Source organism: Propioniciclava sp. MC1595 (assembly GCF_017569205.1).
In the GTDB taxonomy this organism is placed as follows: domain Bacteria; phylum Actinomycetota; class Actinomycetes; order Propionibacteriales; family Propionibacteriaceae; genus Propioniciclava.
Map to the genome: position 1 here is coordinate 1,349,493 of NZ_CP071870.1, position 21,870 is coordinate 1,371,362.

Here is a 21,870-nt window from a genome sequence, read left to right on the forward strand (position 1 = left end):
GTGGCGTCGCACGAAGAGGACCAGGGCGGGGCCGGTGGCGACCGGGGCGCCACGCAGGTGCTCGTCCTGGGGGTGGTGGCGTGGGCGGCCATGGGGTTGGCGACCTCGGGGGACCAGCGGGTGCTGGCCCTGACCGCCCTGCTCACCGCGGGGGTAGGACTGCTCGCGTGGCGGCGCTGCGACTGGTTCCTCGCCGCCGTCGTCGGTCTGGCTGCCGTGTGCGTGGTGACCGGGGGCGCCCGGGCCGCGGCGCAGGCGGCCGACCCGCTGACCGGCCTCGTGGCCGACGGGGCGAGCGCCGTGGTCGACGTCCGGGTCTCGGGAAACGGGCGCCTGTGGGCGCCGTCCGGGACCCGGCCCGGCCTGTGGCGCGGCTCCGCCCAGCTGGTGCACGTCGAGGCCCGCGACGGGGTGTGGCGCAGCGGCGCGTCCGTGCAGGTGCGGGCGACCGGCGACCTGGCCGCGGCGTGGGCGGGTGTCCCGATGGGGACCACCGTGCGGGCGGCGGTCCGGCTGGGTCCGGCGGAACCGGGCAGCGGGCTGGCCGCCGAACTGCGCGCCACCGACCGGCCGGAGGAGGTCGCCCCGCCCGACCCCGTCGCGGCCGCCGTCGGGGCGCTGCGGCGCGGCCTGGTGGTGGCGTGCGCGGGCCTGTGGCCGGAGCCGAGGGCGCTGGTCCCGGCCTTGGTCGTGGGTGACGTCACGGGCATGACCACCGAGATGCGCGACCGGTTCGTCGTCACCGGCCTCACCCACCTGACCGCCGTCAGCGGGGCGAACCTGACGCTCCTGCTCGGGTTCCTGCGCGCGCTGGCGGTCGGCTGCGGCCTGCGCGGGCGGTGGCTGAACGGAGTGCTGGTCGCGGGCGTGGCCGGGTTCGTCGTTCTCTGCCTGGGTGAACCCAGCGTGCTGCGGGCCGCTGCGATGGGCCTGGTCGGGCTCGCGGCGCTGGGCCGGGCGGGCCGAGGGCGCCAGGGCCTGCGGTTCCTGGGCGTGGCCATGGTCGCCGTGGTGCTGGCCGAGCCCGCCATGGCGCGCTCGCTCGGGTTCGCCCTCTCCGTGCTGGCCACGTTCGGGCTGCTGCGCTGGGCCGGCGCGTGGACCGCCCTGCTGGCACGCTGGATGCCGCGCTGGTGCGCCGAGGCGCTCGCGGTGCCCCTGGCCGCGCAGGTGGCGACCGAACCGGTCGTGGTGTACCTCTCGGGGCAGGTCAGCGTGGTCTCGGTGCTCGCGAACCTGGTGGCCGGGCCGATGGTCGGGCCCGCGACCGTGCTCGGGTTGGCCGCCACGCTGCTCGGCCCCCTCCCGCTGCCGCTCGCCCTCGCACCCGCCTGGGGCGCCGGGTGGTTCGCCCAGGGCATCGCGTGGACCGCGCGCCTCGGCGAGGCACTCCCCGGCGCCGCAGTGCCGTGGCCGGTGACCCCGGCGTCGCTGGCCGTGGTGGTCCTCGGGTGCGTGGTGCTGGTGCTGCTCGCGCCCCGGGTCCTGGTGCGCCCCTGGCTGGCCCTCGGGATCGCCGCGGTGGTGGTCGTGGCCCTGGCCCGGACGCCCACCCCACCGGGATGGCCGCCCCGCGCCTGGGCGGTGGCCTCCTGCGACGTGGGGCAGGGCGACGCGACCCTCGTCGCGGTCGCGCCCGGGCAGGCGGTCCTCGTCGACACCGGGCCCGACCCGGGCCTCCTGCGGCGCTGCCTCGACCAGCTGGGCGTCACCCACGTCCCGCTCCTGCTGCTCACGCACCTGCACGCCGACCACGTGGGGGGCATCCCCGCCCTGGCCGACCGGGGTGTGGCGGTCGTCGCGACGTCCCCCGGCGCAGCGCCGGCTGCGCAGGCGGGGTTGGCCGTCGCCCTGCCGGAGGCCCGGCTGGGACCGGCCGCCGCGGGCTCGGCCTGGGCGATCGGCGCCGCCCGCGTCGAGGTGCTCGCGGCACCGGGCCTGGCCCGGGACCTGGTCGCCGGCGAGGGCGAGTCGTCGGCCGAGAACGACGCGTCGTTGCTGCTGCGCGCCGACGTTGGGGGAGTCAGCATCCTGCTGGCCGGGGACGCGGAGGAGGGGGCCCAGGGGCGTCACGTCGCGCTGGGGGATGTGCTGGACGTGGACGTCCTGCTCGTCCCGCACCACGGGAGCGGCCGGCATGCGCCGGGGTTCATCGCCGCGGCGCGTCCGGAGGTGGCGCTGGTGAGCGTGGGGGAGGGCAACGACTACGGCCACCCGGCGGCCCGGACGCTCCGCTCGGTGGAGGTCACCGGTGCGGCCGTGTTCCGGACAGACCAGCGGGGCGCGGTGGCGGTGGCGCGGTCCCCGGACGGAGGCCTGGTGGTGACGACCCAGCGGTAGGGCCCGGGGAGGTGGCTCAGCCCCGCTCGGCCCAGAACAGCCGGGAGGGGACCACCTCGAGCTCGGACCAGGCGCCGGAGAACTCGATGCCGGCCGCCATGGCGGTGGGGTAGTGGTGCAGCGCCGCCGCCGCGGCGCGGGGGTCGGGGTCGGGCCCGGCCAGCGCATCCACCAGCGCGGGGACGCCCGGGGCGTGGGCGACCACGGCGGCCGCCGCGACGCCCTCGTCGAGGGTGCCCAACTCGCGGAGCAGGCCGACCGTGCCCGCGTGGTAGAGGTCCTCGACCAGGCGCACCTCGGCGTCCAGGCCCATGCCGTGGGCGGTCTGGGCGGCCCGGTCGGCGGTCGAGGCGAGCACGACCTGGATGCCGGCGTCGGCCAGCAGTTCGCCGAGGTGGCGGGCCTGCTCGTGCCCCTCGGGCGTGAGCTCCCGCCCGTGGTCGCCGCGCACGCCGCGCCCCATGAACTCGGCCTCGCCGTGGCGGATCAGGTAGACGCGCTTCATGCGCCCCACCCTAATCAGAGATGCGGCTCGATGTACCGGCCGTGGCGCTCCACCAAGGTCGCGAGGGTCTGCTCGCCGGGCGTCGCCCAGATCTCCTCGTTGAAGATCTCGACCTCGATGTCGCCGGTGTACCCGGCCTCGGACACCCAGCGGGTGATGGTGGCGAAGTCGACGTACCCGTCGCCCACGTGCCCGCGCGAGTTCAGCGCGACGGGGGCCAGCGGCAGGATCCAGTCGCAGACCTGGTAGGACGCGATGCGCCCCTCCGCTCCGGCACGGCGGACCATGTCGCCGAGCTGGGGGTCCCACCACACGTGGTAGGTGTCCACCACCACGCCCACGTCGTGGGCGTCGAAGGACGCCGCGATGTCGAGGCACTGCCCGAGGGTGCTGAGCACGGCCCTGTCGGCCGCGAACAGCGGGTGCAGGGGCTCCAGAACAAGGCGGACGTCCTGCTCGCCCGCGAACCCCACGAGGTCGCCCAGCCGGTCGATGACCCGCTGCCGGGCCGCGACCAGGTCGCGGTCCCCGTCGGGGATGGCCGGTTGCTCGGGGCCCGGCGCGGCGGGAAGCCCGCCGACGACCATGATGAGCTCCCGCGTGCCCAGGGTGGCCGCCTCGACGATCGCGGCGCGGTTGTCGGCCAGCGCGGCCTCGATCCCATCCGCCGTCGTGGCCGTCAGGAAGCCCCCACGGCACAGCGAGGAGACGCGCAGGCCCCGCTCGGCGACCATGCGGGCGGCGTTGTCGAGGCCCGCCTCGGCGACGCGGTCGCGCCACAGCCCGACCGCCCCGATGCCGGCGGCCACGGCGCCGTCGAGGGCCTCGGCCAGGGTCCAGTGCTTCGTGGTCGCCGTGTTCAGCGACAACCGGTGCGTGCTCACGCCTGCAGGTCCTCGATCGCGATGCGGCGACCCTCGGCCGAGCTCTTCAGGCCCAGCTCCGCGAGCTGGACGCCGCGGGCTGCGGACATCAGGTCGAAGCGGTGCGGGCGGTCGTTCACGACGTCGGCCAGGAACTCCTCCCACTGCGCGCGGAATCCGTTGGGGAGCTCGGCGTTGGCCGGGACGTCCATCCACTGGTCGCGGAACTTCTCGGTGGTGGGCAGGTCGGGGTTCCACACGGGCTTGGGCGTGTGGCCGCGCTGCTGGGCGCGGCAGTTGAACAGGCCCGCGACGGCGGAGCCGTGGGTGCCGTCGACCTGGAACTCCACGAGCTCGTCGCGGAAGACGCGGACGGCCCAGGAGCTGTTGATCTGGCCGATGACCGGGTCGCCGTCGGGCGTCCGGAGCTCGAAGATCCCGTAGGCGGCGTCGTCGGCGGTGGCGTCGTAGGCCCGGCCCTGCTCGTCCCACCGGGTGGGGATGTGGGTGACGGCCTTGGCGGTGACGGCCTCGACCCGACCGATGATGCCCTCCATGACGTAGTTCCAGTGGCAGAACATGTCGATGGTCATGCCGCCGCCGTCCTCCTTGCGGTAGTTCCAGCTGGGGCGCTGCGCGGGCTGGTGGTCGCCCTCGAAGACCCAGTAGCCGAACTCGCCGCGCAGGGACAGGATGCGGCCGAAGAAGCCCTCCTCGACCAGGCGACGGAGCTTGACCAGGCCCGGGAGGTAGAGCTTGTCGTGGACGACGCCGGCGTTGACCCCGGCCCGGGCGCGCACGCGCTCCAGCTCGACTGCCTCCTCCAGCGTCTCCGCGGTCGGCTTCTCGGTGAAGATGTGCTTGCCCGCCTCCATGGCCTTGGTGAGGGCGGCGCGGCGCAGGTTGGTCAGCTGGGCGTCGAAGTAGATGTCCACGCCGTCGTCGGCCAGGACCTTGTCCAGGTCGGTCTCCCAGCGCTCCACCCCGTGCCGCTCGGCGATCTCGGCCACGGCGTCCGGACGGCGGCCCACCAGGATCGGCTCGACCTCGATGCGCGTGCCGTCGGGCAGCTCGAGGCCCTCCTCACGCAGCGGCAGGATCGAACGCACCAGGTGCTGGCGGTAACCCATGCGGCCGGTGATGCCGTTCATGGCGATGGTGAGCTTCTTGGTTCCCATGGGAGGTCCTCTCCTGACAGGCATCAACGGTGGGAATGCGCTTTCCATGAAAGTACACACCGGGCCGTTCCCCCGTCAAGGGGTCGCGCACCCTCAGGTGCGCGGAGGGGTGGAGTCCCGGACGACCGGCGTGACCGACACGACCTGGCTGCCCGTCCCGTCCCCGGGGCCGTTGAGGGCCAGGTCGAGGGCGAGCGTGGCGAGCTGGTCGGTGGGGACCCGCACGGTGGTCAGGCCCGGTTGGACGTCGCGCAACGACGTGATGTCGCCGAAGCCGGTGAGGCCGGCGTCCTCGGGGATGCGCACGCCGGAGCGGCGGGCCTCGTGGAGGGCGCCCAGCGCCATCACGTCGCTCGTGGCCACCACGACGTCGAAGTCGAGCCCGCTCTCCAGCGCCAGGCGCATCGCGACCTCGCCGCCGCCGCGCGTGAGGTCCGACGAGATCTGGTTCGACTCGTCGACCTCCACGCCGAGCTCGGCCATGCGGTCGACGAACGCCGAACTGCGGGCAGCGGCGGTGGAGTGCCGCACCGGCCCGACGAGCACGAGCGGTCGGCGGTAGCCCAGGGTGAAAAGGTGCTCGGCGAGCTGCGCGGACCCCTTGGCGTTCTCCACGATGACGCCGTCCATGCCGGGCAGCTCCATGCCGATCGTGACCAGGCGGCCCCCGCGGTTGATGTAGCGGCTGGCCGCGGCGCCCAGGGTGTCGGCCAGGTCGTCGTCCTTCCAGCGTGCGCCCACGAGGATGATCGCCCGCACGCGCATCGAGTCCAGTGACGAGACCACGTCGCTGAGCGCGTCGATGTTGTTGCCGGTTGTTGCCAGGGTCATGAACAGGCGACCCTCGCGGGCCGCCGTGGCCATCCCGTCGGCGATCGCGGCGAAGTAGGGGTCGGTCAGGTCGTGGACCACGACGCCGATGGTCTGGGTCGCGCCCCGCGCCATCGCCTGGGCGTTGGCGTCGGGCGCGTAACCCAGTTCCCGCGCCGCCTCGCGCACGCGGTCGGCCAGGTCCTCGCCGACCGTGCGGGTGGAGGAGCCGTTGATCGCCCGGGACGCGGTGGCCAGCGACACCCCCGCGTGGCGTGCGACGTCGCTGAGGGTGGGGGAGCTGCCGCGCTGCCTCCGTGCCATGGTCGCCTCCTGGTGGACGTGCTGGACAAGGAAACGCTTACCACGGATGGACGCCGGAGGACAGGGGGCGCGACGACTGCGGGACGGGGGGCGGGCGGGAATCTCCCGCGAGCCTTCCAGTTGCCAGTCTCAGAAAACTCCTTGACGACCGTGCAGACCGGAGTTACTGTTTCCGGTAAGCGCTTCCCAGCGAAGAAGCTGGATGCACTACCAAGCAGGAGCAGGTCGGCGTCCAGCACCCAGACGTGCTCGTCGGGCCGCGACCAGTCCAGCGTGCGGGTCTCGAGGAGCTCCACGGGGTCGATGGGGTGCTCGAGGGGTTCGACGATCGGGCCGGCCCAGACGAGCTCCTGCGCCAGGTGCCCGGGGGAGCGCTCGAGCCAGCGGTGGTGGGTGATCGCACCCTGGTCGCCGAGCCACGTGTACCCGCGGCCGCGGACGTACGTGCGCCCGCCCCAGAAGTTCACGCCGTTGACGTCCTGCATGGTGAAGGACAGGCCGCAGTGCCAGTCGTGGTCGGCTGGGTGGCTCTCGCTCACCCGGACGCCGGCCGGCGTCCGCACCCGGTGCAGGTAGGGGCGGGGGCTGGAGGTGGGGATGATGTCGGTGCCGTCGACGTACTCGGCGAGCGTGGCCCCGTCGAGCGCCAGCGTCGCGAGCGGGGTACAGGGGCGCCAGACCCGAGTGGCCTCGGGGTCGCCCCACGGCGCGCCGGCGGCGAGGAACCCCCGCTGGGTGCGCAGGGCCTCGTCCAGCCAGTGCTCGATGCCATCGACGACGGGGTGCGCCGCGTCGTCCTCGCCGACCCAGGCGACGTGCGCGGGGTCGAGGGCGACGGGGGCGGTCCGGTCCTGGGTCGCCTCGAGCACGCACGTGAACCCGACGGTCTCCTCCAGGGGGACGAGCAGGGGGGTGCCGTCGGTGAGGTGGTCGACGAGGTTCTCGAGGAGGTCCGTGCGCCCGAAGGTCTCGCGGGTCGTCTCCCCGTCCACGGTCAGGATGAGCTCGTCGGTGGTGTAGGAGAACTCCGCCGTTCCGCGGGTGCCCACCAGGGAGACGGTGGGGTCGACCTGCTCGGTGGCGCACAGCGTGAGGGCGGCGCAGATCGGGGGACCCTCCGCCAGGTCGATCCGGACGAAGGAGGTGTCGTCGGCCTCGATCGCGTGGGCGTGGTACATCTCGGTGGTCACGGACACGAGGTCGTCGATGCCGGTTGCCCCGGCGATGGCCAGCGCGGTGGCGATCGCGTGCGCGAGGGGGTTGGTGACCACGCCGTCGGCCACCCGTTGGCCGCCGACGGTGCGCTTGCCGGCCCAGGCGGCCCGGCCGTAGTAGGCGCGGTCGCGGACCCAGGCGCCCCGGGCGTTGATGCCGGTGACCTCGCCGAGGGTGCCGTCGGTGAGCAGGGCGCGCATGCGCGGGACGCCGGCGGACCCGAGGCTCTGGAACCCGACCTGCAGCGCCCTCCCGGTCTCCTTGACGGTGCGCAGCAGCCGCCAGAACTCGGGCAGGGACGGGACGGGGGGCTTCTCCAGCATCACGTGGGCACCGGCGGCCATGGCCGCCGTCGACAGCGCCGCGTGGGTGCCGATCGGGGTGGCGATGCTCACGATGTCGACGTCGTGCCGACCCAACAGGGCGTCGAGGCCGTCGTACCAGGGCAGGTCCCGGTCCTCGGGCGGGCCGCCCGGGTCGGCGGTGGCCACGAGGTCGATCCTGCCGAGGCCTGCGAGGCGGTCGATCCGCTGGAGGTGGATGCGGCCGAAGCCGCGGACGCCGACCTGTGCGACGGTGGTCATCGGGATGGTCCTCCCCGGGGAATCGGGTGGGAATGCGTTTTCCCACACCTTATCACCGGGCACCGGGCCCGGGGGAGGGGGTGGCGGGTGGAATGTCGGTGCGGGCTGGCAGGATGGACCCCGTGAACGACCAACCCCTCTTCGGGCGCGTGGTGCTGGTGAGCGGCCCCGAGTCGCTGCTGGCCGAGCGGGCCGTCGAACGCCTCGTCCGGGCGGCGCTGGCCGAGCGACCCGCGGCGTCGGTGACGAAGGTGGAGGCGGGCGACCTGGACGCGGGCGGCCTGGCCGAGGTGACCGGCGGCTCGTTGTTCGCCGAGGAGTCGGTGGTCGTGGTGCAGCAGCTCTCCGACCTCGACCCCGGCCTGTTCGACGCCGTCCTGGCGTTCGTGTCCGACCCGTCCGAGGAACTGGCGCTCGTGCTCGTGCACCCGGGCGGCGTCAAGGGGAGGGGGCTGCTCGACAAGCTCAAGAAGGCGCGCATCGAGGTCGTCGACTGCCCCACGATCAAGGCGTGGGAGCTGCCCCAGTTCGCCGCCGCCGAGGCGCGCCTGCTCGGCGGGCGGATCGACAAGGCCACCGCCGACCGGCTGGTCGAGGCGCTCGGCGCCGACGTGCGGGCGGTCGCCGGTGCGGTGCGCCAGCTGCTCGCCGACGCCGACGACCGGGTGATCAGCGAGGCGGCGGTGCGCCGCTACTTCGCCGGCCGCGCCGACGTCACGAGCTTCACCGTCGCCGACCACGTGATGGCGGGCCGCCGCAACGAGGCCCTCGGCGCGCTGCGCTGGGCGCTCGAGACCGGCGTCGCCCCCGTGCTGGTCACCTCCGCGCTCGCCAACGCGCTGCGCGCGCAGGGGCGGTACACCGACTTCGTGGGCCAGCGGATGCGCGACGTCGACCTCGCCCGCGACCTCGGGGTGCCGCCCTTCAAGGTCAAGGAGATCGTGCAGCGCTCGCGCGACTGGACGCCGCGGGGCCTGGCCTCCTCCCTCAAGCTCGTGGCCGAGGCCGACGCCGCCGTCAAGGGGCAGGCGGCCGACCCGTCGTTCGCCCTGGAGCGCATGGTCATGGGAGTTGCCGGGCTGCGCGGCCGGCGTCCGGATTCGGGGATGGGGCGCTGACCGGCCGACGATTTTGGGGCGACCCCGTGGGCTGGTAAGCTGTTCAATCGCGCCCAGCGTGGGCGCACACCTCATTCATCAACCTGAACTGAAGGCTTAGCCCGTGGCGAACATCAAGTCCCAGAAGAAGCGGATCCTCACGAACGAGAAGGCGCGCCTGCGCAACAAGGCCGTGAAGTCTGCTCTCAAGACGCACATTCGCAAGTTCCGCGAGGCCGCGGCCGAGGGTGACGTGGAGAAGGCCCAGGAGCTGGCCAAGGTCGCGTGCAAGGCGCTCGACAAGGCCGCCACCAAGGGCGTCATCCACGCCAACCAGGCTGCGAACCGCAAGTCGGCCGTCGCGTCGGCCGCTGCCGCTCTCTGACGAACTCCTGCGACGTCGCCCCGCACCGCTGCCGGTGCCGGGGCGACGTCGTGCCGTACCCATGTGAAGATGGGCGAACACGAAAGAGGGAACGCCGCGTGACGACGCCGCAGCCGGGTGGGACGAACCCGGCGATCATCCGGAACTTCTGCATCATCGCCCACATCGACCACGGGAAGTCGACCCTGGCCGACCGCATGCTGCAGCTGACCGGCGTCGTCGACGAGCGGTCGATGCGCGCCCAGTACCTCGACCGGATGGACATCGAGCGCGAGCGCGGCATCACCATCAAGAGCCAGGCTGTGCGCATGCCGTGGCAGGTCGACGGCACCGACCACGTGCTCAACATGATCGACACGCCCGGCCACGTGGACTTCACCTACGAGGTCTCCCGCTCGCTGGCCGCCTGTGAGGGCGCCATCCTGCTGGTCGACGCCGCGCAGGGCATCGAGGCCCAGACGCTGGCCAACCTCTACCTCGCCATGGGCGCCGACCTGCACATCATCCCGGTGCTGAACAAGATCGACCTGCCCGGCGCGCAGCCCGAGAAGTACGCCGAGGAACTCGCCAACCTGGTCGGGTGCGACCCCGACGACGTGTTCCGGGTGTCCGGCAAGACGGGCGAGGGCGTACCCGAGCTGCTCGACGCGATCGTCGCCCAGGTGCCCGCCCCCGTCGGTGACGCCCAGGCCCCGGCCCGCGCGATGATCTTCGACTCGGTCTACGACACCTACCGCGGCGTGGTCACCTACGTGCGCGTGATCGACGGCGAGCTCAACCACCGCGAGCGCATCCTGATGATGTCGACCAAGGCGACGCACGAGGTCCTCGAGGTGGGCGTGATCTCGCCCGAGCCGACCCCGTCCAAGGCCATCGGCGTCGGCGAGGTGGGCTACCTCATCACCGGCGTGAAGGACGTCCGCCAGAGCCGGGTCGGTGACACCATCACCACCCAGAACAAGCCGGCCACCGACGCCCTCGGCGGGTACAAGCACCCGAACCCGATGGTGTACGCCGGCCTCTACCCGATCGACGGCGCCGACTTCCCCGAACTGCGCGAGGCGCTGGAGAAGCTCCAGCTCAACGACGCCGCGCTCACCTACGAGCCCGAGACCTCGGGCGCCCTGGGCTTCGGCTTCCGCATCGGCTTCCTCGGCCTGCTGCACATGGAGATCGTCCGCGAGCGGCTCGAGCGCGAGTTCAACCTCGACCTCATCTCCACCGCCCCCAACGTCGTGTACCGCGTGGTCATGGAGGACGGCAGCGAGCACCAGGTCACCAATCCGAGCGAGTACCCCGAGGGCAAGATCGCCGAGGTGTGGGAGCCGGTCGTCAAGGCCACCATCCTCACCCCGACCGAGTACATCGGCACGATCCTCGAGCTCTGCCAGCAACGCCGCGGCACCCAGACCGGCATGGACTACCTGTCGTCCGACCGGGTCGAGATCCGCTACACGCTGCCCCTGGCCGAGATCGTGTTCGACTTCTTCGACGCCCTCAAGTCGCGCACCAAGGGCTACGCGAGCCTCGACTACGACGAGGCCGGCGAGCAGGTCTCCGACCTGGTCAAGGTCGACATCCTGCTGCACGGCGACCCCGTCGACGCGTTCAGCTCGATCGTGCACAAGGACGCCGCCTACGGCTACGGCCTGGCGATGGCCAAGAAGCTCAAGGAGCTCATCCCGCGCCAGCAGTTCGAGGTGCCGATCCAGGCTGCCGTCGGCGCGCGCGTGATCGCCCGCGAGACCGTGCGCGCGATGCGCAAGGACGTCCTCGCCAAGTGCTACGGCGGCGACATCAGCCGCAAGCGCAAGCTGCTGGAGAAGCAGAAGGAGGGCAAGAAGCGCATGAAGATGGTCGGGCGCGTCGAGGTCCCCCAGGAGGCGTTCGTCGCCGCGCTGTCCACCGGCGAGTCGCGCGAGCCCAAGTAGCTCAGGCCGGGAAGGCGTCCCGGGCGGCCTGCTTGCCCAGCGCGGCCAGGCGTCCGTCGAGCGTGCCGTGGTCGCGCAGCTGCGTGGCCAGCTCGGCTAGAGCCCCCAGCGCCGAGAAGGCGAAGGACCCACCGACCGTGATCCGGGCCACGCCGGCCTCGGCCAGCTCGGCGACGGTCGGCCCGCCGGGCACCAGCAGGGCGTTGACCGGCACGCCCACGGACGCCACCACCGCGCGGACGTCCTCCACCCGGCGCAGGCCGGGGGCGTAGACGACGTGGGCGCCGGCGTCCGCAAAGGATTGCAGGCGCGCGATCGTGTCGGCGAGGTCCTCGACCCCGTGGAAGTAGTTGTCGGCCCGCGCGGTCAGCACCACCGCGTCGCCGCAGGCCTCGATCGCCGTGGCCACACGCTCGGTCGCCTCGGCCACGCCGCGGAAGCGGGTGCCGTCCCAGTCCTCGATGGACGCCCCGGCCACCCCGAGCGCGCGGGCCCGCCGAAGGTGTCGCGCACGCCCTCCGGGTCGGGGGCGTAGCCGTCCTCCAGGTCCACGGTGACGGGCCACCCTGTCGCCTCCGCCATCGCCCGGGCATTGGCGAGCATCGCGTCGCACCCCACCGCACCGTCGCGCACCCCGTGCGCCACGCCCAGGCCGCTGCTCGTCGTGCCGAGGGCGGCGAAGCCGAGCGAGGCGAGGGCGCGCGCGGAGCCGAGGTCCCAGGCGTTCGGCGCGACGAGGGGGTCGCCGGGGCGGTGGCGGTCGAGGAAGCTCACCCGCGTGATCGTAGGGTCAGCCGCGCCGCTGCAGCCACCAGGCGGCGAGCACGCCGCCGACGGCACCGCCGAGGTGGCCCTGCCAACTGACGCCGGGCAGGGTCGGGAACACGCCCCACAGCATGCCACCGAAGAAGCCGAACACGGCCGCGGAGATGAGGATCTGCTTCCAGTTGCGGTTGAACAGGCCGCGGACCAGCAGGAACGCCAGCCAGCCGAACACCAGGCCGGACGCCCCCGCGGTCACCGTGCTGGGGGCCGACAGCAGCCACGCGAAGAGCCCCGACACCAGGATCGACGCGAGCGTCGCGACCCAGAACGGACGGCGTCCGGCCATGCGCGCCAGCACGCCCAGCACGAGGAAGGGGAGCGAGTTGGCCATCAGGTGCTCGAACCCGAAGTGCAGGAAGGGCGCGGTCAGCACCTGCGGTAGCTCGGCGATGACGCGCGGGCTGACGCCGAAGCCGTCGAGGGCCCCGAGCAGCACGACGTCGAGCGCCTCGAGCACCCACAGCAGCACGAGCCAGCCACCGACGAACACGACCGACGACCCGAGGGTCGGGCGGGCGGGCGCCAGCGTCGAGGCGGGGGGCGGCACGGCCACGCGGCCGTAGCTGGGCGGGGGCGGGGTCCATCCGTACTGCTGGGACATGACCCCAGTGTGCCCAGACGACCCAAGGCGCCCGCGCCGTCGACACTAGGCTGCCGCCATGGACAACGTGCTGGTCGTGAACTACACCTACATCGCCGACCCCGACGCCATCGCCGAGCACCGCCCCGCCCACCGGGCGTTCCTGGCGACGCTCGCCGAGACGGGCACCCTCCTGCTGTCCGGCCCGATGGCGCCCGGCGTGGGTCAGCCCGACGCGGGCCTGCTGGTTCTGCGGGGCGAGACCCCCGACGAGGTCCTGGCCGCGTTGGCCGACGACCCGTTCCAGCAGAAGGGGATCGTCGCGAACATCGAGGTGCGCGGCTGGAAGCCCGTGCTGGGCGCTTGGCTGGAGAAGGTCTCCGACTAGTCCCGGGGCTCCCAGCGGGCGACCATCACGTCGTAGGGGCCGGCCTCGACCGGCGGGGCGTCGGGCGGCAGCTGCGCCAGGGCCGACTCCGGCACGACGTTGCACATCGTCATCGCGGCGTCCGGACCGGCCAGGTCCAGGGACACGGTCCAGCCCCACTACGCTGGCCGCCATGCAGGCTGACATCGGCATCATCGGCGGGTCCGGCTTCTACTCGTTCTTCGACGATGCGACGCGCGTCGAGGTCGACACCCCGTTCGGGCCCCCGTCGGGGCCGCTCACGGTCGGTGAGGTCGCCGGACGCCGGGTCGCGTTCCTGCCCCGGCACGGGGAGCGCCACCAGTACGCCCCCCACACGGTCAACTACCGCGCCAACCTGTGGGCCCTCAAGGCCGTCGGCGTGACCCAGGTCCTCGCCCCGTGCGCGGTGGGCTCGCTGCAGCACCACCTCACGCCCGGCACCTTCGTCGTGCCCGACCAGGTCGTCGACCGCACCTACCGCGCGGGCCACACGGTCTGGGAGGCCGAGGGGCCCGTCGTCCACGTCCCGTTCGCCGACCCCTACTGCGCGCGGGGCCGGGCCGCAGTGCTGGGCCAAGCCGACGCGGACACCGAGCTCGTGGACGGCGGCACGCTCGTCGTGATCAACGGCCCGCGGTTCTCCAGCCGGGCGGAGTCGCAGTGGCACTCGGCGGCCGGCTGGTCGGTGGTGGGGATGACCGGCATGCCCGAGGCGTCCGTGGCCCGCGAGCTGGCGCTGTGCTTCACCTCGGTCGCGTGCGTCACCGACATGGACGCCGGCCTCGAGGGCGACGAGGGCGTCACCCACGCCGAGGTGCTCGAGGTGTTCGCCGGCAACATCGAGCGCCTGAAGGCCCTCCTGTTGCGCACCGTCGGGGTCATGCCGACCGGCGACTGCACCTGCCACCACGCGCTGGACGGGATCCCGCTCCCGTTCCCACTGCCCGAGGTTGGCGCCGGAGTCCGCGTGCTCGACGCCTGAGCCGCACGTTCAGCGACGGTCGGCGTCGACGAGGCCGAAGAGGTCCTCGGCGAGCGTGGTCAACAGCGGCAGGAGCCCCGCGTCGTCGCCCTGGAGCAGGGTGGCCGCCTCCCAGCGGGTCCGCTGGTCGGCGACCCGGGTGCCCAGCCCATCCGCGTGGTCGAGGAGGCGCTTCTCGCCGGGGTGGTACGCGCGGTTGAGGGCGAACAGGGCGTCGAACCACGCCGTCTGGAAGGCCGCCCGCCGGTGGACGACCGAGGCCCAGTCGCGACGCTTCTGCGCCTTCCGCAGTTGCTCGAGGTAGCCCGCCAGCTCGGTCCGCGTGCCGCCGAGGATCCGGTGCGCGGTCGCCTCGGGATAGGTGGCCAGCCGCGCCCGGCGGCGGGTCAGGTCGCCGTACGGGTCCGCCAACGGGACGCCACGGGCCAGCGTGTGCAGGAACGCGGTCGTGTAGCCGTTGGGATCCAGGCCGGGGTCGAACGCCTCGTCGACCCGGAACTCGGCGAGGTCGAAGTGCATGACCTCGACCAGACGCCCGTCGTGGTGCAGGCGGTCCTCGACGCCCCACGTGTCGTCGTGGGTGACGGTGCCGCCGTCGGCGAACGGGGCCAGGACGCCCGCGCGCACGCCCTCGGGGGCGGGGGGGCCGCTGCGCAGCGCATACAGATCGGTGTCGGACGCCGCGTCGGCGACCCCCGTGGCGCGGGAGCCGCCCAGCAGCACGGCGCGGACGCCGGGGATCCGGAGCAGGGCGTGCGCGATCTGGTCGTCGGTGCTCGGGGCGGGCATGCGCCCAACCTAACGTGCCCCGGGTCGCCTACAGTGCGTGCGTGACTCCTTCCGCGCTGCCCGACGGCGAGCCGGCCCCCGACGACGGGGCCCTGCCGGCGTCCGCACTCGCCGAGGTCGGGGCGCGCGGGCTGTCGGCGTACGTGCACGTGCCGTTCTGCGCCACGCGCTGCGGCTACTGTGACTTCAACACCTACACCGCGGCCGAGCTGGGGTCGGCGCCCGGGGCGTCCCGGGAGGCCTACCTCGAATCGGTGGCCCGTGAGGTCGCCCTGGCCCGGGGCGTACTGGGCGACCCGCCCCCGTTCGCCACCGTCTTCTTCGGCGGCGGCACCCCGACGCTGCTCGACCCGGCCGAGCAGGGCGGGATCCTGGCCCGGCTCCGCGACGAGTTCGGCCTCGCCCCCGACGCCGAGGTGACGACCGAGGCCAACCCCGACTCGGTGACCCCCGCCTCCCTCGAACGGCTGGTCGAGGCCGGGTTCACGCGCATCTCGTTCGGCATGCAGTCCTCGGCGCCGCACGTGCTGCGGATGCTGGAGCGCACCCACACCCCCGGCCGCGCGCTGGAGGCCGTGCGCTGGGCCCGCGAGGCGGGCTTCTCCTCGGCCAGCCTCGACCTCATCTACGGCACCCCGACCGAGACGCTCGACGACTGGCGAGCCACCGTCGAGGACGCCCTGACCGCCGAGCCCGACCACCTCAGCGCCTACTCGCTCATCGTCGAGGACGGCACCCGCTTCGCCGCACGCGTCCGCCGCGGCGAGGTGCCCCTGCCCGACGAGGACGACCTCGCCGACAAGTACGAGGTGGCCGACACCCTGCTCCGGCAGGCGGGGCTGGAGTGGTACGAGGTCTCGAACTGGGCGCGCCCCGGCCACGCCTGCCGCCACAACCTCGCCTACTGGCGCGGCGACGACTGGTGGGGCTTCGGCCCCGGCGCGCACAGCCACGTGGGCGGCGTCCGGTTCTGGAACGTCAAGCACCCGCGCACCTACGCCGGACGCCTCGCCGACGGGTTCTCGCCGGCCGCGGGTCGCGAGCGCCTCACCGCCGAGGACCGGCGGATCGAGCGCATCCTGCTGGAACTGCGCCTGCGCGAGGGCCTGCCCCGGGCCGTGCTCACGGACGCCGAGGCGGCCCGGGTGCCCGACCTCGCCTCCCGCGGGTGGCTGCACGTGTGGGACGACCGGGTCGCCGTCACCGACGACGGCCGCCTCCTCGCCGACGCCGCGGTGCGGGAACTCCTCGGCTGAGCGCGCCCGACGTAGGGTGTCGGGCGTGAACCGCTACTCCTCCGACGTCCTGGCCAAGGGCTGGCAGCAGGCCAACCGGCCCACGGCCACCAAGACCCCCGTCGAGCGCGACATGGTGCTCGAGGAGCCCACCTCGGGCTTCGTCGGCGCCGTCGTCGGCTGGGAGAACGGCGTCGTCATCCTCGAGGACCGCAAGGGCAAGCGGCGCAGCTTCCCGTTCGGCCCCAACTTCTGGCTCGACGGCAAGCCGGTCGACCTGACCGCCCCGGCCCGTCCGGCGCCCACCGCCCGCGACCGGGCCCAGCAGTACAACCGCACGCACACGGCGTCCGGCTCGCGGGTCGGGCCCGCCGAGAAGGCCAAGGTCGCGCTGCCCAGCCGGATCTACGTCGAGGGACGCCACGACGCCGAACTCGTCGAGAAGGTCTGGGGCGCCGACCTGCGCCACGTCGGCGTCGTCGTGGAGTACCTCGGCGGCATCGACGACCTGCCCGCGATCGTCGCCGACTTCGCGCCCGGCCGTGGACGCCGGCTCGGCGTGCTCGTCGACCACCTCGTGCCCGGCAGCAAGGAGTCGCGCATCGTCGCGCAGGTCACCGGCGAGCACGTCTTCGTGACCGGCCACGAGTACATCGACATCTGGGCCGCGGTGAAGCCCGCCCGCGTCGGGCTGACCGCGTGGCCGGACATCCCGCGCGGCACCGACTGGAAGAAGGGCACGCTGGCCGCCCTCGGCTGGCCGCACACCGACCAGGCCGACGTCGCCTCCGGCTGGAAGCGGATCCTCGGCAGCGTCACCGGCTGGAAGGACCTCGACCCGCGCCTGCTCACCGAGGTCGAGAAGCTGATCGACTTCGTCACCGAGGACCACCTCGACCGGGAGTCCTGATGCGCACCGACGAGGTCGCCGACCTCATCCGGGACGTCTGCGAGCGGGTGATCCTGCCGCGATTCCGGGCGCTGGCGAGCCACGAGGTGATCCAGAAGCGCCCCGGCGACGTCGTCACCGTCGCCGACCGCGAGGCGGAGGCGGAGCTCACCGCCGCCTTCGGCCGGGCCACCCCGGGCGCGTTGGTGGTGGGGGAGGAGGCCTCCTTCGCCGACCCGACCGCCCTGCGCGCGCTGCCCGACGCCGAGCACGCCTGGGTCGTCGACCCGGTCGACGGCACCCGCAACTTCGCCGCGGGCACCCACGACTTCGGCGTCATGGTCGCCGAGGTCCGGCGCGGGGAGGCCACCCGCGGCTGGATCTGGCAGCCGCTCCACGACGCCCTCTACCTCGTCGAGCGCGGCGCCGGCGTCACCTGCAACGGGACGCCGCTGGCCCGGCTCGACCCGGGGCCCGGCCCGTGGGAGGTCGCCGTGTGGCCGCGCCTGCGGCCCACCCGGGCGCCCGGCCTGCGGCTGCGCCCGACGCGCGGCTCGTGCGCGATCGACTACCCGGCGCTCGCGCGCGGGGAGCTGCACGGGCTGGCGTACCGCTCGATCCACCCCTGGGACCACCTCGCGGGCACGCTCATGGTGACCGAGCTGGGCGGGGCGGCGTGCGTCGACGGGCGCGCCTACGCGCCCGGGGTCACCGGGAGGATGCTGACGGTCGGGGCCTCGCCCGAGGTCGTGGAGCTGGCGTCGCGCCGGCTCGCCCCCTGAGGGGCCCGCTCAGCGGTTGATCAGCGGCAGCGTCGGGCGCTGGCGTGGCCGCCCGGCCTCGCGCATGCGGGTGATCGCCTGCGCGACGAACTGCTCGGCCGGCTCCTGCGGCCACGGCCAGTCGGGAGCCCACGCGCCGGCCGCACCCCTGCCCGCGTGGTACAGCGCCTGCGCGCGCTCGTGCAGCCACTGCATCTCGCCCCGCTGCGTGCCGGCGCCGTCCATGTTCAGCGCCGGCCCGTGCCCGGGGATGATCACGCAGTCGCGGGGCAGCATGCCGGCCACCCAGTCCAGGGAGGCGCCCCACTCGCCGGGCCACGAGTCGGTGCCGGCGGACGGCTCGGCGGAGGTCTCGAGCAGGTCGCCGAGGAAGGCCACCTTGCGCCCGGGCACCACGGCGACCACGTCGTGGTCGGTGTGACCGCGGCCGAAGTGGGCCAGCTCGACGTGGCAGTCGCCCAGGTTGACCGCGGACGCCATCGCGAACGTCTGCGACGGCGCTGGGGTGCCCTCCGCGCAGGCGCGGGCCAGGTGCTCGTGGCCGAGGGTGACCAGGTCCCCGAACGCGGCGAGGCCGCCGACGTGGTCATAGTGGGCGTGCGTGACGACGACGTGGGTCAGGGGGACGCCCCCGGCCACGCCCCCGGCCACGGCTTCGGCCGCGGCCCGGATGGCGCGGCCCTGCTCGGGGGAGCTGCCGGTGTCGACGAGGAGGGCCCCGGTCGACCCCACGACGAGGCCGACGTTCACCCCCTCGGGCTCGGCCACCGCGACGTGCACGCGGTCGCCGACCGGTTCGAACTCACTCAGGCTGAACTCCACCGGGCCAACCTACCTCGCGGGGCGCGGGCAGCTCGATGGTGATCGAGCCCGAGTCGAGGTCGTCGGGCCGACGTCCGCGGCCACCCTTCTTCTGGTCCACGACGAGCACCTTCTCCAGCTCCTTCTGGTGGCGCATGTGTCGCATGCCCGGGTCGAAGATCTCGATGAAGGTCATGGGCCATGGTGACACGCAACGCGATCGACGGGCAGCTAAGCTGGCACTCAGCCGTGGCGAGTGCCAGTCGAGTAGAGGGGGTGACGGCATGCTGGATGACCGCAAGCTCGCGATCCTGCGCGCGATCGTCACCGACTACGTCTCGAGCCAGGAACCCGTCGGCTCCCGTGCCCTGGTCGAGCGGCACAACCTCAACGTGTCCCCGGCGACGGTCCGCAACGACATGGCGGCGCTGGAGGAGGAGGGCTACATCACGCAGCCCCACACCAGCGCGGGCCGCATCCCCACCGACAAGGGCTATCGGCTGTTCGTCGACCGCCTGTCCACGGTCAAGCCGCTGACCTCGGCCGAGAAGCGCGCGATCACCCAGTTCATGGCCGGTGCCCTCGACGTCGACGACGTCGTGCGCCGCACGGTGGCCCTGCTGGCGCAGATCACCCGCCAGGTCGCGATCGTCCAGTACCCGGTGCTGTCGAGCATGGTCATCCGCCACGTCGAGGTGCTCCGCCTGGGCGCCGACCGCGGCCTGGTGATGTGCGTCAGCGCCACCGGTGCGGTCGAGCAGCGCCTCGTCGTGCTCCCGCCCGAGGGCGACCGGCACGACGACGACCTCGCGCTCGTCCGGGGCCGGCTCGCCGATCTGCTCGTCGGGGCCACGCCCCGCGAGGCCGTCGACCGGCTGGCCACGTTCACCGACCAGCTGCCGCCCGCGGCGTCCGGCCTCGCGGCCACGATCGTGGCCGCCCTGCTCGACATCGTGACCGACGACCCCGGCGCCCGCGTCGCCGTCGCCGGCGTGCCCAACCTGACCCGGTTCGGCGACCAGTTCGAGACCACCGTCAAGCCGGTGCTCGAGGCCCTGGAGGAGCAGGTCGTCCTGCTGCGCCTGCTGGGCGAGGCCACCTCGCCCACCGACGTGACCGTGCGGATCGGGCACGAGAACCCCTACGCGCCGCTGCAGGCCACCTCGGTCGTGGCGTCGGGCTACGGCACCGACGAGCGCGCCTGGGCCACGCTGGGCATCGTGGGCCCCACCCGTATGGACTACCCTTCGGCCATCGCCTCCGTGCGCGCTGTCGCACGGTACGTTGGCCGGTTCCTCGCCGAAGCCTGATCCCGCACACCAAAGGAACATGTTGAGCGACTACTACGAGGTCCTGGGCGTGCCCCGGGACGCGACTGCCGAGCAGGTCAAGAAGGCGTACCGCAAGCTCGCGATGAAGTACCACCCCGACGTGGCCGACGACCCCGCCTCGGCGGAGAAGTTCAAGGAGATCGGCGAGGCCTACGCCGTGCTGTCCGACGACAAGAAGCGGCAGATGTACGACCTCGGCGGCGACCCGATGCGCGGCGGCGGTGGCTTCGGCCCCGGCGGTTTCGGCGGATTCGGCCCCGGCGGGGCGGCCGGCTTCGACGTCGGCGGACTCTTCGACGCCATGTTCGGCGCGCAGGGCTCGCGCGGTCCGCGCAGCCGGGTCCGCAAGGGGCAGGACGCCCTCGTGCGGCTCAACCTGACCCTGGCCGAGGCGGCGTTCGGGACGACCAAGCCGATCCGCGTCGACACCGCCGTCATCTGCCCCACCTGCACGGGCAAGGGCGCGGCCGACGGCACCGAGCCGGTCACGTGCGGCACCTGCCACGGCGCCGGCGACGTGCAGACGGTGCAGCGCTCGTTCCTGGGCGACATCCGCACGGTCCAGCCGTGCCCGACCTGCCGCGGCTACGGCACGACGATCCCGCACCCCTGCGGCGAGTGCTCCGGCGAGGGCCGCGTGCGCTCCACGCGCACGATCAACGTCAAGATCCCCGCGGGCGTGAGCACCGGCAACCGCGTGCACCTCGACAGCCAGGGCGAGGTCGGCCCCGGCGGCGGTCCGTCGGGCGACCTCTACGTCGAGCTGTCGGTCAGCAACCACGACGTGTTCAAGCGCGACGGCGACAACCTCGAGATGGTGGCGCGCCTGCCCATGACGGCGGCCGCCCTGGGCACCGAGGTCTGGATCGACACGCTCGAGGCCGACGTCGAGGGCGCCGTCGAGGAGGAGTCCCGCGTGCGGCTGGAGGTCCCGGCCGGGACGCAGTCGGGCACGCGCCTGGTCGTGACGGGTCGCGGCGTGCCGCGGCTGCGTGGCGCCGGACGCGGCGACCTCGGCGTTACGCTGTTGGTGCAGACACCGCAGTCGCTGGACGAGACCCAACGCGACCTCCTGCGCAAGCTGGCCGAGGCGCGCGGCGAGACCCGTCCCGAGGCGACGGTGTCGCGCGGCGCCACGAACAAGGGCTTCTTCAGCCGCCTGAAGGACGCCTTCGCGGACTGACGCCGAGCACGCACCACCGAGCACCCGAGCGAGCCGAGGAGACATGACCGAAGCCCTGTTCCTGGCCGACCTGCACTCCCCGCAGGTGGGCGACACCGTGACCGTCGACGGCGACGAGGGACGCCACGCCGCCGCGGTGCGCCGCATCCGGGTGGGGGAGACGATCATGGTCGCCGACGGCGCCGGGACCGGCGTGCGCGGCGAGGTCACCGCGACCGACCGTGCCTCGGTGACGCTCGAGGTGGCGGAGGTGCTGACCAGCCCCGAGGCCCCCATCCGCTACCACGCCGTGCAGGCCCTGGCGAAGGGCGACCGGGCGGAGCTGGCCGTCGAGATGCTCACCGAGCTCGGCATCGACCGGATCATCCCGTGGCAGTCGAGCCGCTCGGTGGTGAAGTGGACCCACGACCGCGAGGAGCGTCAGCTGGGCCGCTGGCGGACGACCGCCCGCGAGGCCACCAAGCAGAGCCGCCGCCTGCGCGTGCCCATCATCACCTCCGCGATGAAGACGCGTGAGCTGGTCGAGCTGATCCCGACCATGGCGGTCACGTTCATCCTCCACGAGGGGGCCGAGCTGACGCTGCGGCACTTCGACCTGCCCGAGGAGGGCGACGTCCTGATCATCATCGGCCCCGAGGGCGGGCTGACCGACGAGGAGGTCGCGACCTTCGAGGCGGCCGGCGCCCAGCAGCTGCTGGTGAGCGACGGCGTCCTGCGCACCTCGACCGCCGGGACGGTGGCCCTGGCCCAGCTGCAGGCCTTCCAGAAGCGGGTCAGCCAGCCCAAGTGAGGCCGGGGAGCACTCCCCAGGTGCCGTCCGCGGGTCGAGGAG

Annotated in this window: 21 protein-coding genes and 2 pseudogenes; 12 read left to right on the top strand and 11 right to left on the bottom strand. The window is 73.4% G+C overall.

From position 1 onward, the window contains the following. On the top strand, window positions 1-2,340 hold the full coding sequence (locus J4N02_RS06395; RefSeq protein WP_188333218.1) for a ComEC/Rec2 family competence protein: 2,340 nt from the start codon (window positions 1-3) through the stop codon (window positions 2,338-2,340). A 16-nt stretch (window positions 2,341-2,356) separates the two neighbouring features. Here the strand turns inward: J4N02_RS06395 and J4N02_RS06400 are convergent, their stop codons facing one another. The 5 genes and pseudogenes from J4N02_RS06400 to J4N02_RS06420 form a co-directional block, all read right to left on the bottom strand. Then, complete coding sequence (locus J4N02_RS06400; protein WP_182814958.1) at window positions 2,357-2,845, bottom strand: histidine phosphatase family protein; 489 nt, start codon at window positions 2,843-2,845, stop codon at window positions 2,357-2,359. A 14-nt stretch (window positions 2,846-2,859) separates the two neighbouring features. Further along, a complete protein-coding gene (locus J4N02_RS06405; protein WP_188333217.1) occupies window positions 2,860-3,729 on the bottom strand; it encodes a sugar phosphate isomerase/epimerase in 870 nt (289 codons plus the stop codon). Continuing rightward, on the bottom strand, window positions 3,726-4,886 hold the full coding sequence (locus J4N02_RS06410; RefSeq protein WP_188333216.1) for a Gfo/Idh/MocA family protein: 1,161 nt from the start codon (window positions 4,884-4,886) through the stop codon (window positions 3,726-3,728). The genes J4N02_RS06405 and J4N02_RS06410 overlap by 4 nt, the downstream gene beginning before the upstream one ends. 93 nt (window positions 4,887-4,979) lie before the next feature. Continuing rightward, entirely contained in the window at window positions 4,980-5,960 is a 981-nt protein-coding gene (locus tag J4N02_RS06415) for a LacI family DNA-binding transcriptional regulator (protein ID WP_243760890.1), read from the bottom strand. A 293-nt stretch (window positions 5,961-6,253) separates the two neighbouring features. Beyond that, a pseudogene (locus J4N02_RS06420) lies at window positions 6,254-7,819 on the bottom strand (DUF6807 family protein); the annotation flags it as partial. A gap of 122 nt (window positions 7,820-7,941) precedes the next feature. Between J4N02_RS06420 and holA the strand changes: the two are divergent. The 3 genes from holA to lepA all read left to right on the top strand — a co-directional run bounded on the left by holA (window position 7,942) and on the right by lepA (window position 11,232). Continuing rightward, window positions 7,942-8,937, top strand: coding sequence for a DNA polymerase III subunit delta (gene holA, locus J4N02_RS06425; RefSeq protein WP_243760891.1), 996 nt, complete (start codon window positions 7,942-7,944; stop codon window positions 8,935-8,937). A gap of 103 nt (window positions 8,938-9,040) precedes the next feature. After that, window positions 9,041-9,301 (top strand): 30S ribosomal protein S20, encoded by a 261-nt coding sequence (gene rpsT, locus J4N02_RS06430; protein ID WP_182814952.1) that lies wholly within the window; start codon window positions 9,041-9,043, stop codon window positions 9,299-9,301. Window positions 9,302-9,399: 98 nt separating this feature from the next. Beyond that, the gene (lepA, locus tag J4N02_RS06435; protein ID WP_188333212.1) at window positions 9,400-11,232 is read left to right on the top strand and encodes a translation elongation factor 4; all 1,833 of its coding nucleotides are present in this window, start codon (window positions 9,400-9,402) and stop codon (window positions 11,230-11,232) included. A gap of 1 nt (window position 11,233) precedes the next feature. On the opposite strand, the pseudogene J4N02_RS17375 reads toward lepA, so the two are convergent. Further along, window positions 11,234-12,135 (bottom strand): annotated as a pseudogene (locus J4N02_RS17375) (isocitrate lyase/phosphoenolpyruvate mutase family protein). After that, window positions 12,023-12,658: a rhomboid family intramembrane serine protease gene (locus J4N02_RS06450; protein ID WP_182814950.1), complete on the bottom strand. Its 636-nt coding sequence runs from the start codon at window positions 12,656-12,658 to the stop codon at window positions 12,023-12,025. Before J4N02_RS06450 ends, J4N02_RS17375 begins: the two are co-directional and overlap by 113 nt. 58 nt (window positions 12,659-12,716) lie before the next feature. Between J4N02_RS06450 and J4N02_RS06455 the strand changes: the two genes are divergently transcribed. After that, window positions 12,717-13,025: a YciI family protein gene (locus tag J4N02_RS06455; RefSeq protein WP_182814949.1), complete on the top strand. Its 309-nt coding sequence runs from the start codon at window positions 12,717-12,719 to the stop codon at window positions 13,023-13,025. Here J4N02_RS06455 and J4N02_RS06460 read toward each other — a convergent pair. Continuing rightward, window positions 13,022-13,171 (bottom strand): hypothetical protein, encoded by a 150-nt coding sequence (locus tag J4N02_RS06460; RefSeq protein WP_188333209.1) that lies wholly within the window; start codon window positions 13,169-13,171, stop codon window positions 13,022-13,024. The two genes, J4N02_RS06455 and J4N02_RS06460, sit on opposite strands and share 4 nt — an antisense overlap. 26 nt (window positions 13,172-13,197) lie before the next feature. On the opposite strand from J4N02_RS06460, the gene J4N02_RS06465 reads away from it, so the two are divergent. Beyond that, window positions 13,198-14,028: an S-methyl-5'-thioadenosine phosphorylase gene (locus J4N02_RS06465; protein WP_188333208.1), complete on the top strand. Its 831-nt coding sequence runs from the start codon at window positions 13,198-13,200 to the stop codon at window positions 14,026-14,028. A gap of 9 nt (window positions 14,029-14,037) precedes the next feature. Here J4N02_RS06465 and J4N02_RS06470 read toward each other — a convergent pair whose 3' ends face one another. Further along, the gene (locus tag J4N02_RS06470) at window positions 14,038-14,817 is read right to left on the bottom strand and encodes a DUF4037 domain-containing protein (RefSeq protein ID WP_182814947.1); all 780 of its coding nucleotides are present in this window, start codon (window positions 14,815-14,817) and stop codon (window positions 14,038-14,040) included. 41 nt (window positions 14,818-14,858) lie between these two features. Between J4N02_RS06470 and hemW the strand changes: the two genes are divergently transcribed. The 3 genes from hemW to J4N02_RS06485 are packed head-to-tail and all read left to right on the top strand — an operon-like array spanning window position 14,859 to window position 17,723. Beyond that, complete coding sequence (gene hemW, locus J4N02_RS06475) at window positions 14,859-16,073, top strand: radical SAM family heme chaperone HemW (protein ID WP_188333207.1); 1,215 nt, start codon at window positions 14,859-14,861, stop codon at window positions 16,071-16,073. A gap of 25 nt (window positions 16,074-16,098) precedes the next feature. After that, window positions 16,099-16,962, top strand: a complete 864-nt coding sequence (locus tag J4N02_RS06480) for a DUF3097 domain-containing protein (RefSeq protein ID WP_182814945.1) — start codon at window positions 16,099-16,101, stop codon at window positions 16,960-16,962. Continuing rightward, entirely contained in the window at window positions 16,962-17,723 is a 762-nt protein-coding gene (locus J4N02_RS06485) for an inositol monophosphatase (RefSeq protein WP_208091158.1), read from the top strand. The genes J4N02_RS06480 and J4N02_RS06485 overlap by 1 nt, the downstream gene beginning before the upstream one ends. A gap of 9 nt (window positions 17,724-17,732) precedes the next feature. Here the strand turns inward: J4N02_RS06485 and J4N02_RS06490 are convergent, their stop codons facing one another. Then, window positions 17,733-18,545, bottom strand: a complete 813-nt coding sequence (locus J4N02_RS06490; RefSeq protein ID WP_188333206.1) for an MBL fold metallo-hydrolase — start codon at window positions 18,543-18,545, stop codon at window positions 17,733-17,735. Continuing rightward, a complete protein-coding gene (locus J4N02_RS06495) occupies window positions 18,526-18,720 on the bottom strand; it encodes a DUF6191 domain-containing protein (RefSeq protein WP_188333205.1) in 195 nt (64 codons plus the stop codon). The genes J4N02_RS06490 and J4N02_RS06495 overlap by 20 nt, the downstream gene beginning before the upstream one ends. Window positions 18,721-18,808: 88 nt before the next feature. Between J4N02_RS06495 and hrcA the strand changes: the two genes are divergently transcribed. The 3 genes from hrcA to J4N02_RS06510 are packed head-to-tail and all read left to right on the top strand — an operon-like array spanning window position 18,809 to window position 21,828. Then, on the top strand, window positions 18,809-19,834 hold the full coding sequence (gene hrcA / locus J4N02_RS06500; protein WP_188333204.1) for a heat-inducible transcriptional repressor HrcA: 1,026 nt from the start codon (window positions 18,809-18,811) through the stop codon (window positions 19,832-19,834). 19 nt (window positions 19,835-19,853) lie between these two features. Further along, a complete protein-coding gene (gene dnaJ, locus J4N02_RS06505; protein ID WP_188333203.1) occupies window positions 19,854-21,038 on the top strand; it encodes a molecular chaperone DnaJ in 1,185 nt (394 codons plus the stop codon). A gap of 43 nt (window positions 21,039-21,081) precedes the next feature. Continuing rightward, complete coding sequence (locus tag J4N02_RS06510) at window positions 21,082-21,828, top strand: 16S rRNA (uracil(1498)-N(3))-methyltransferase (RefSeq protein ID WP_188333202.1); 747 nt, start codon at window positions 21,082-21,084, stop codon at window positions 21,826-21,828. Window positions 21,829-21,870 lie beyond the last annotated feature (42 nt).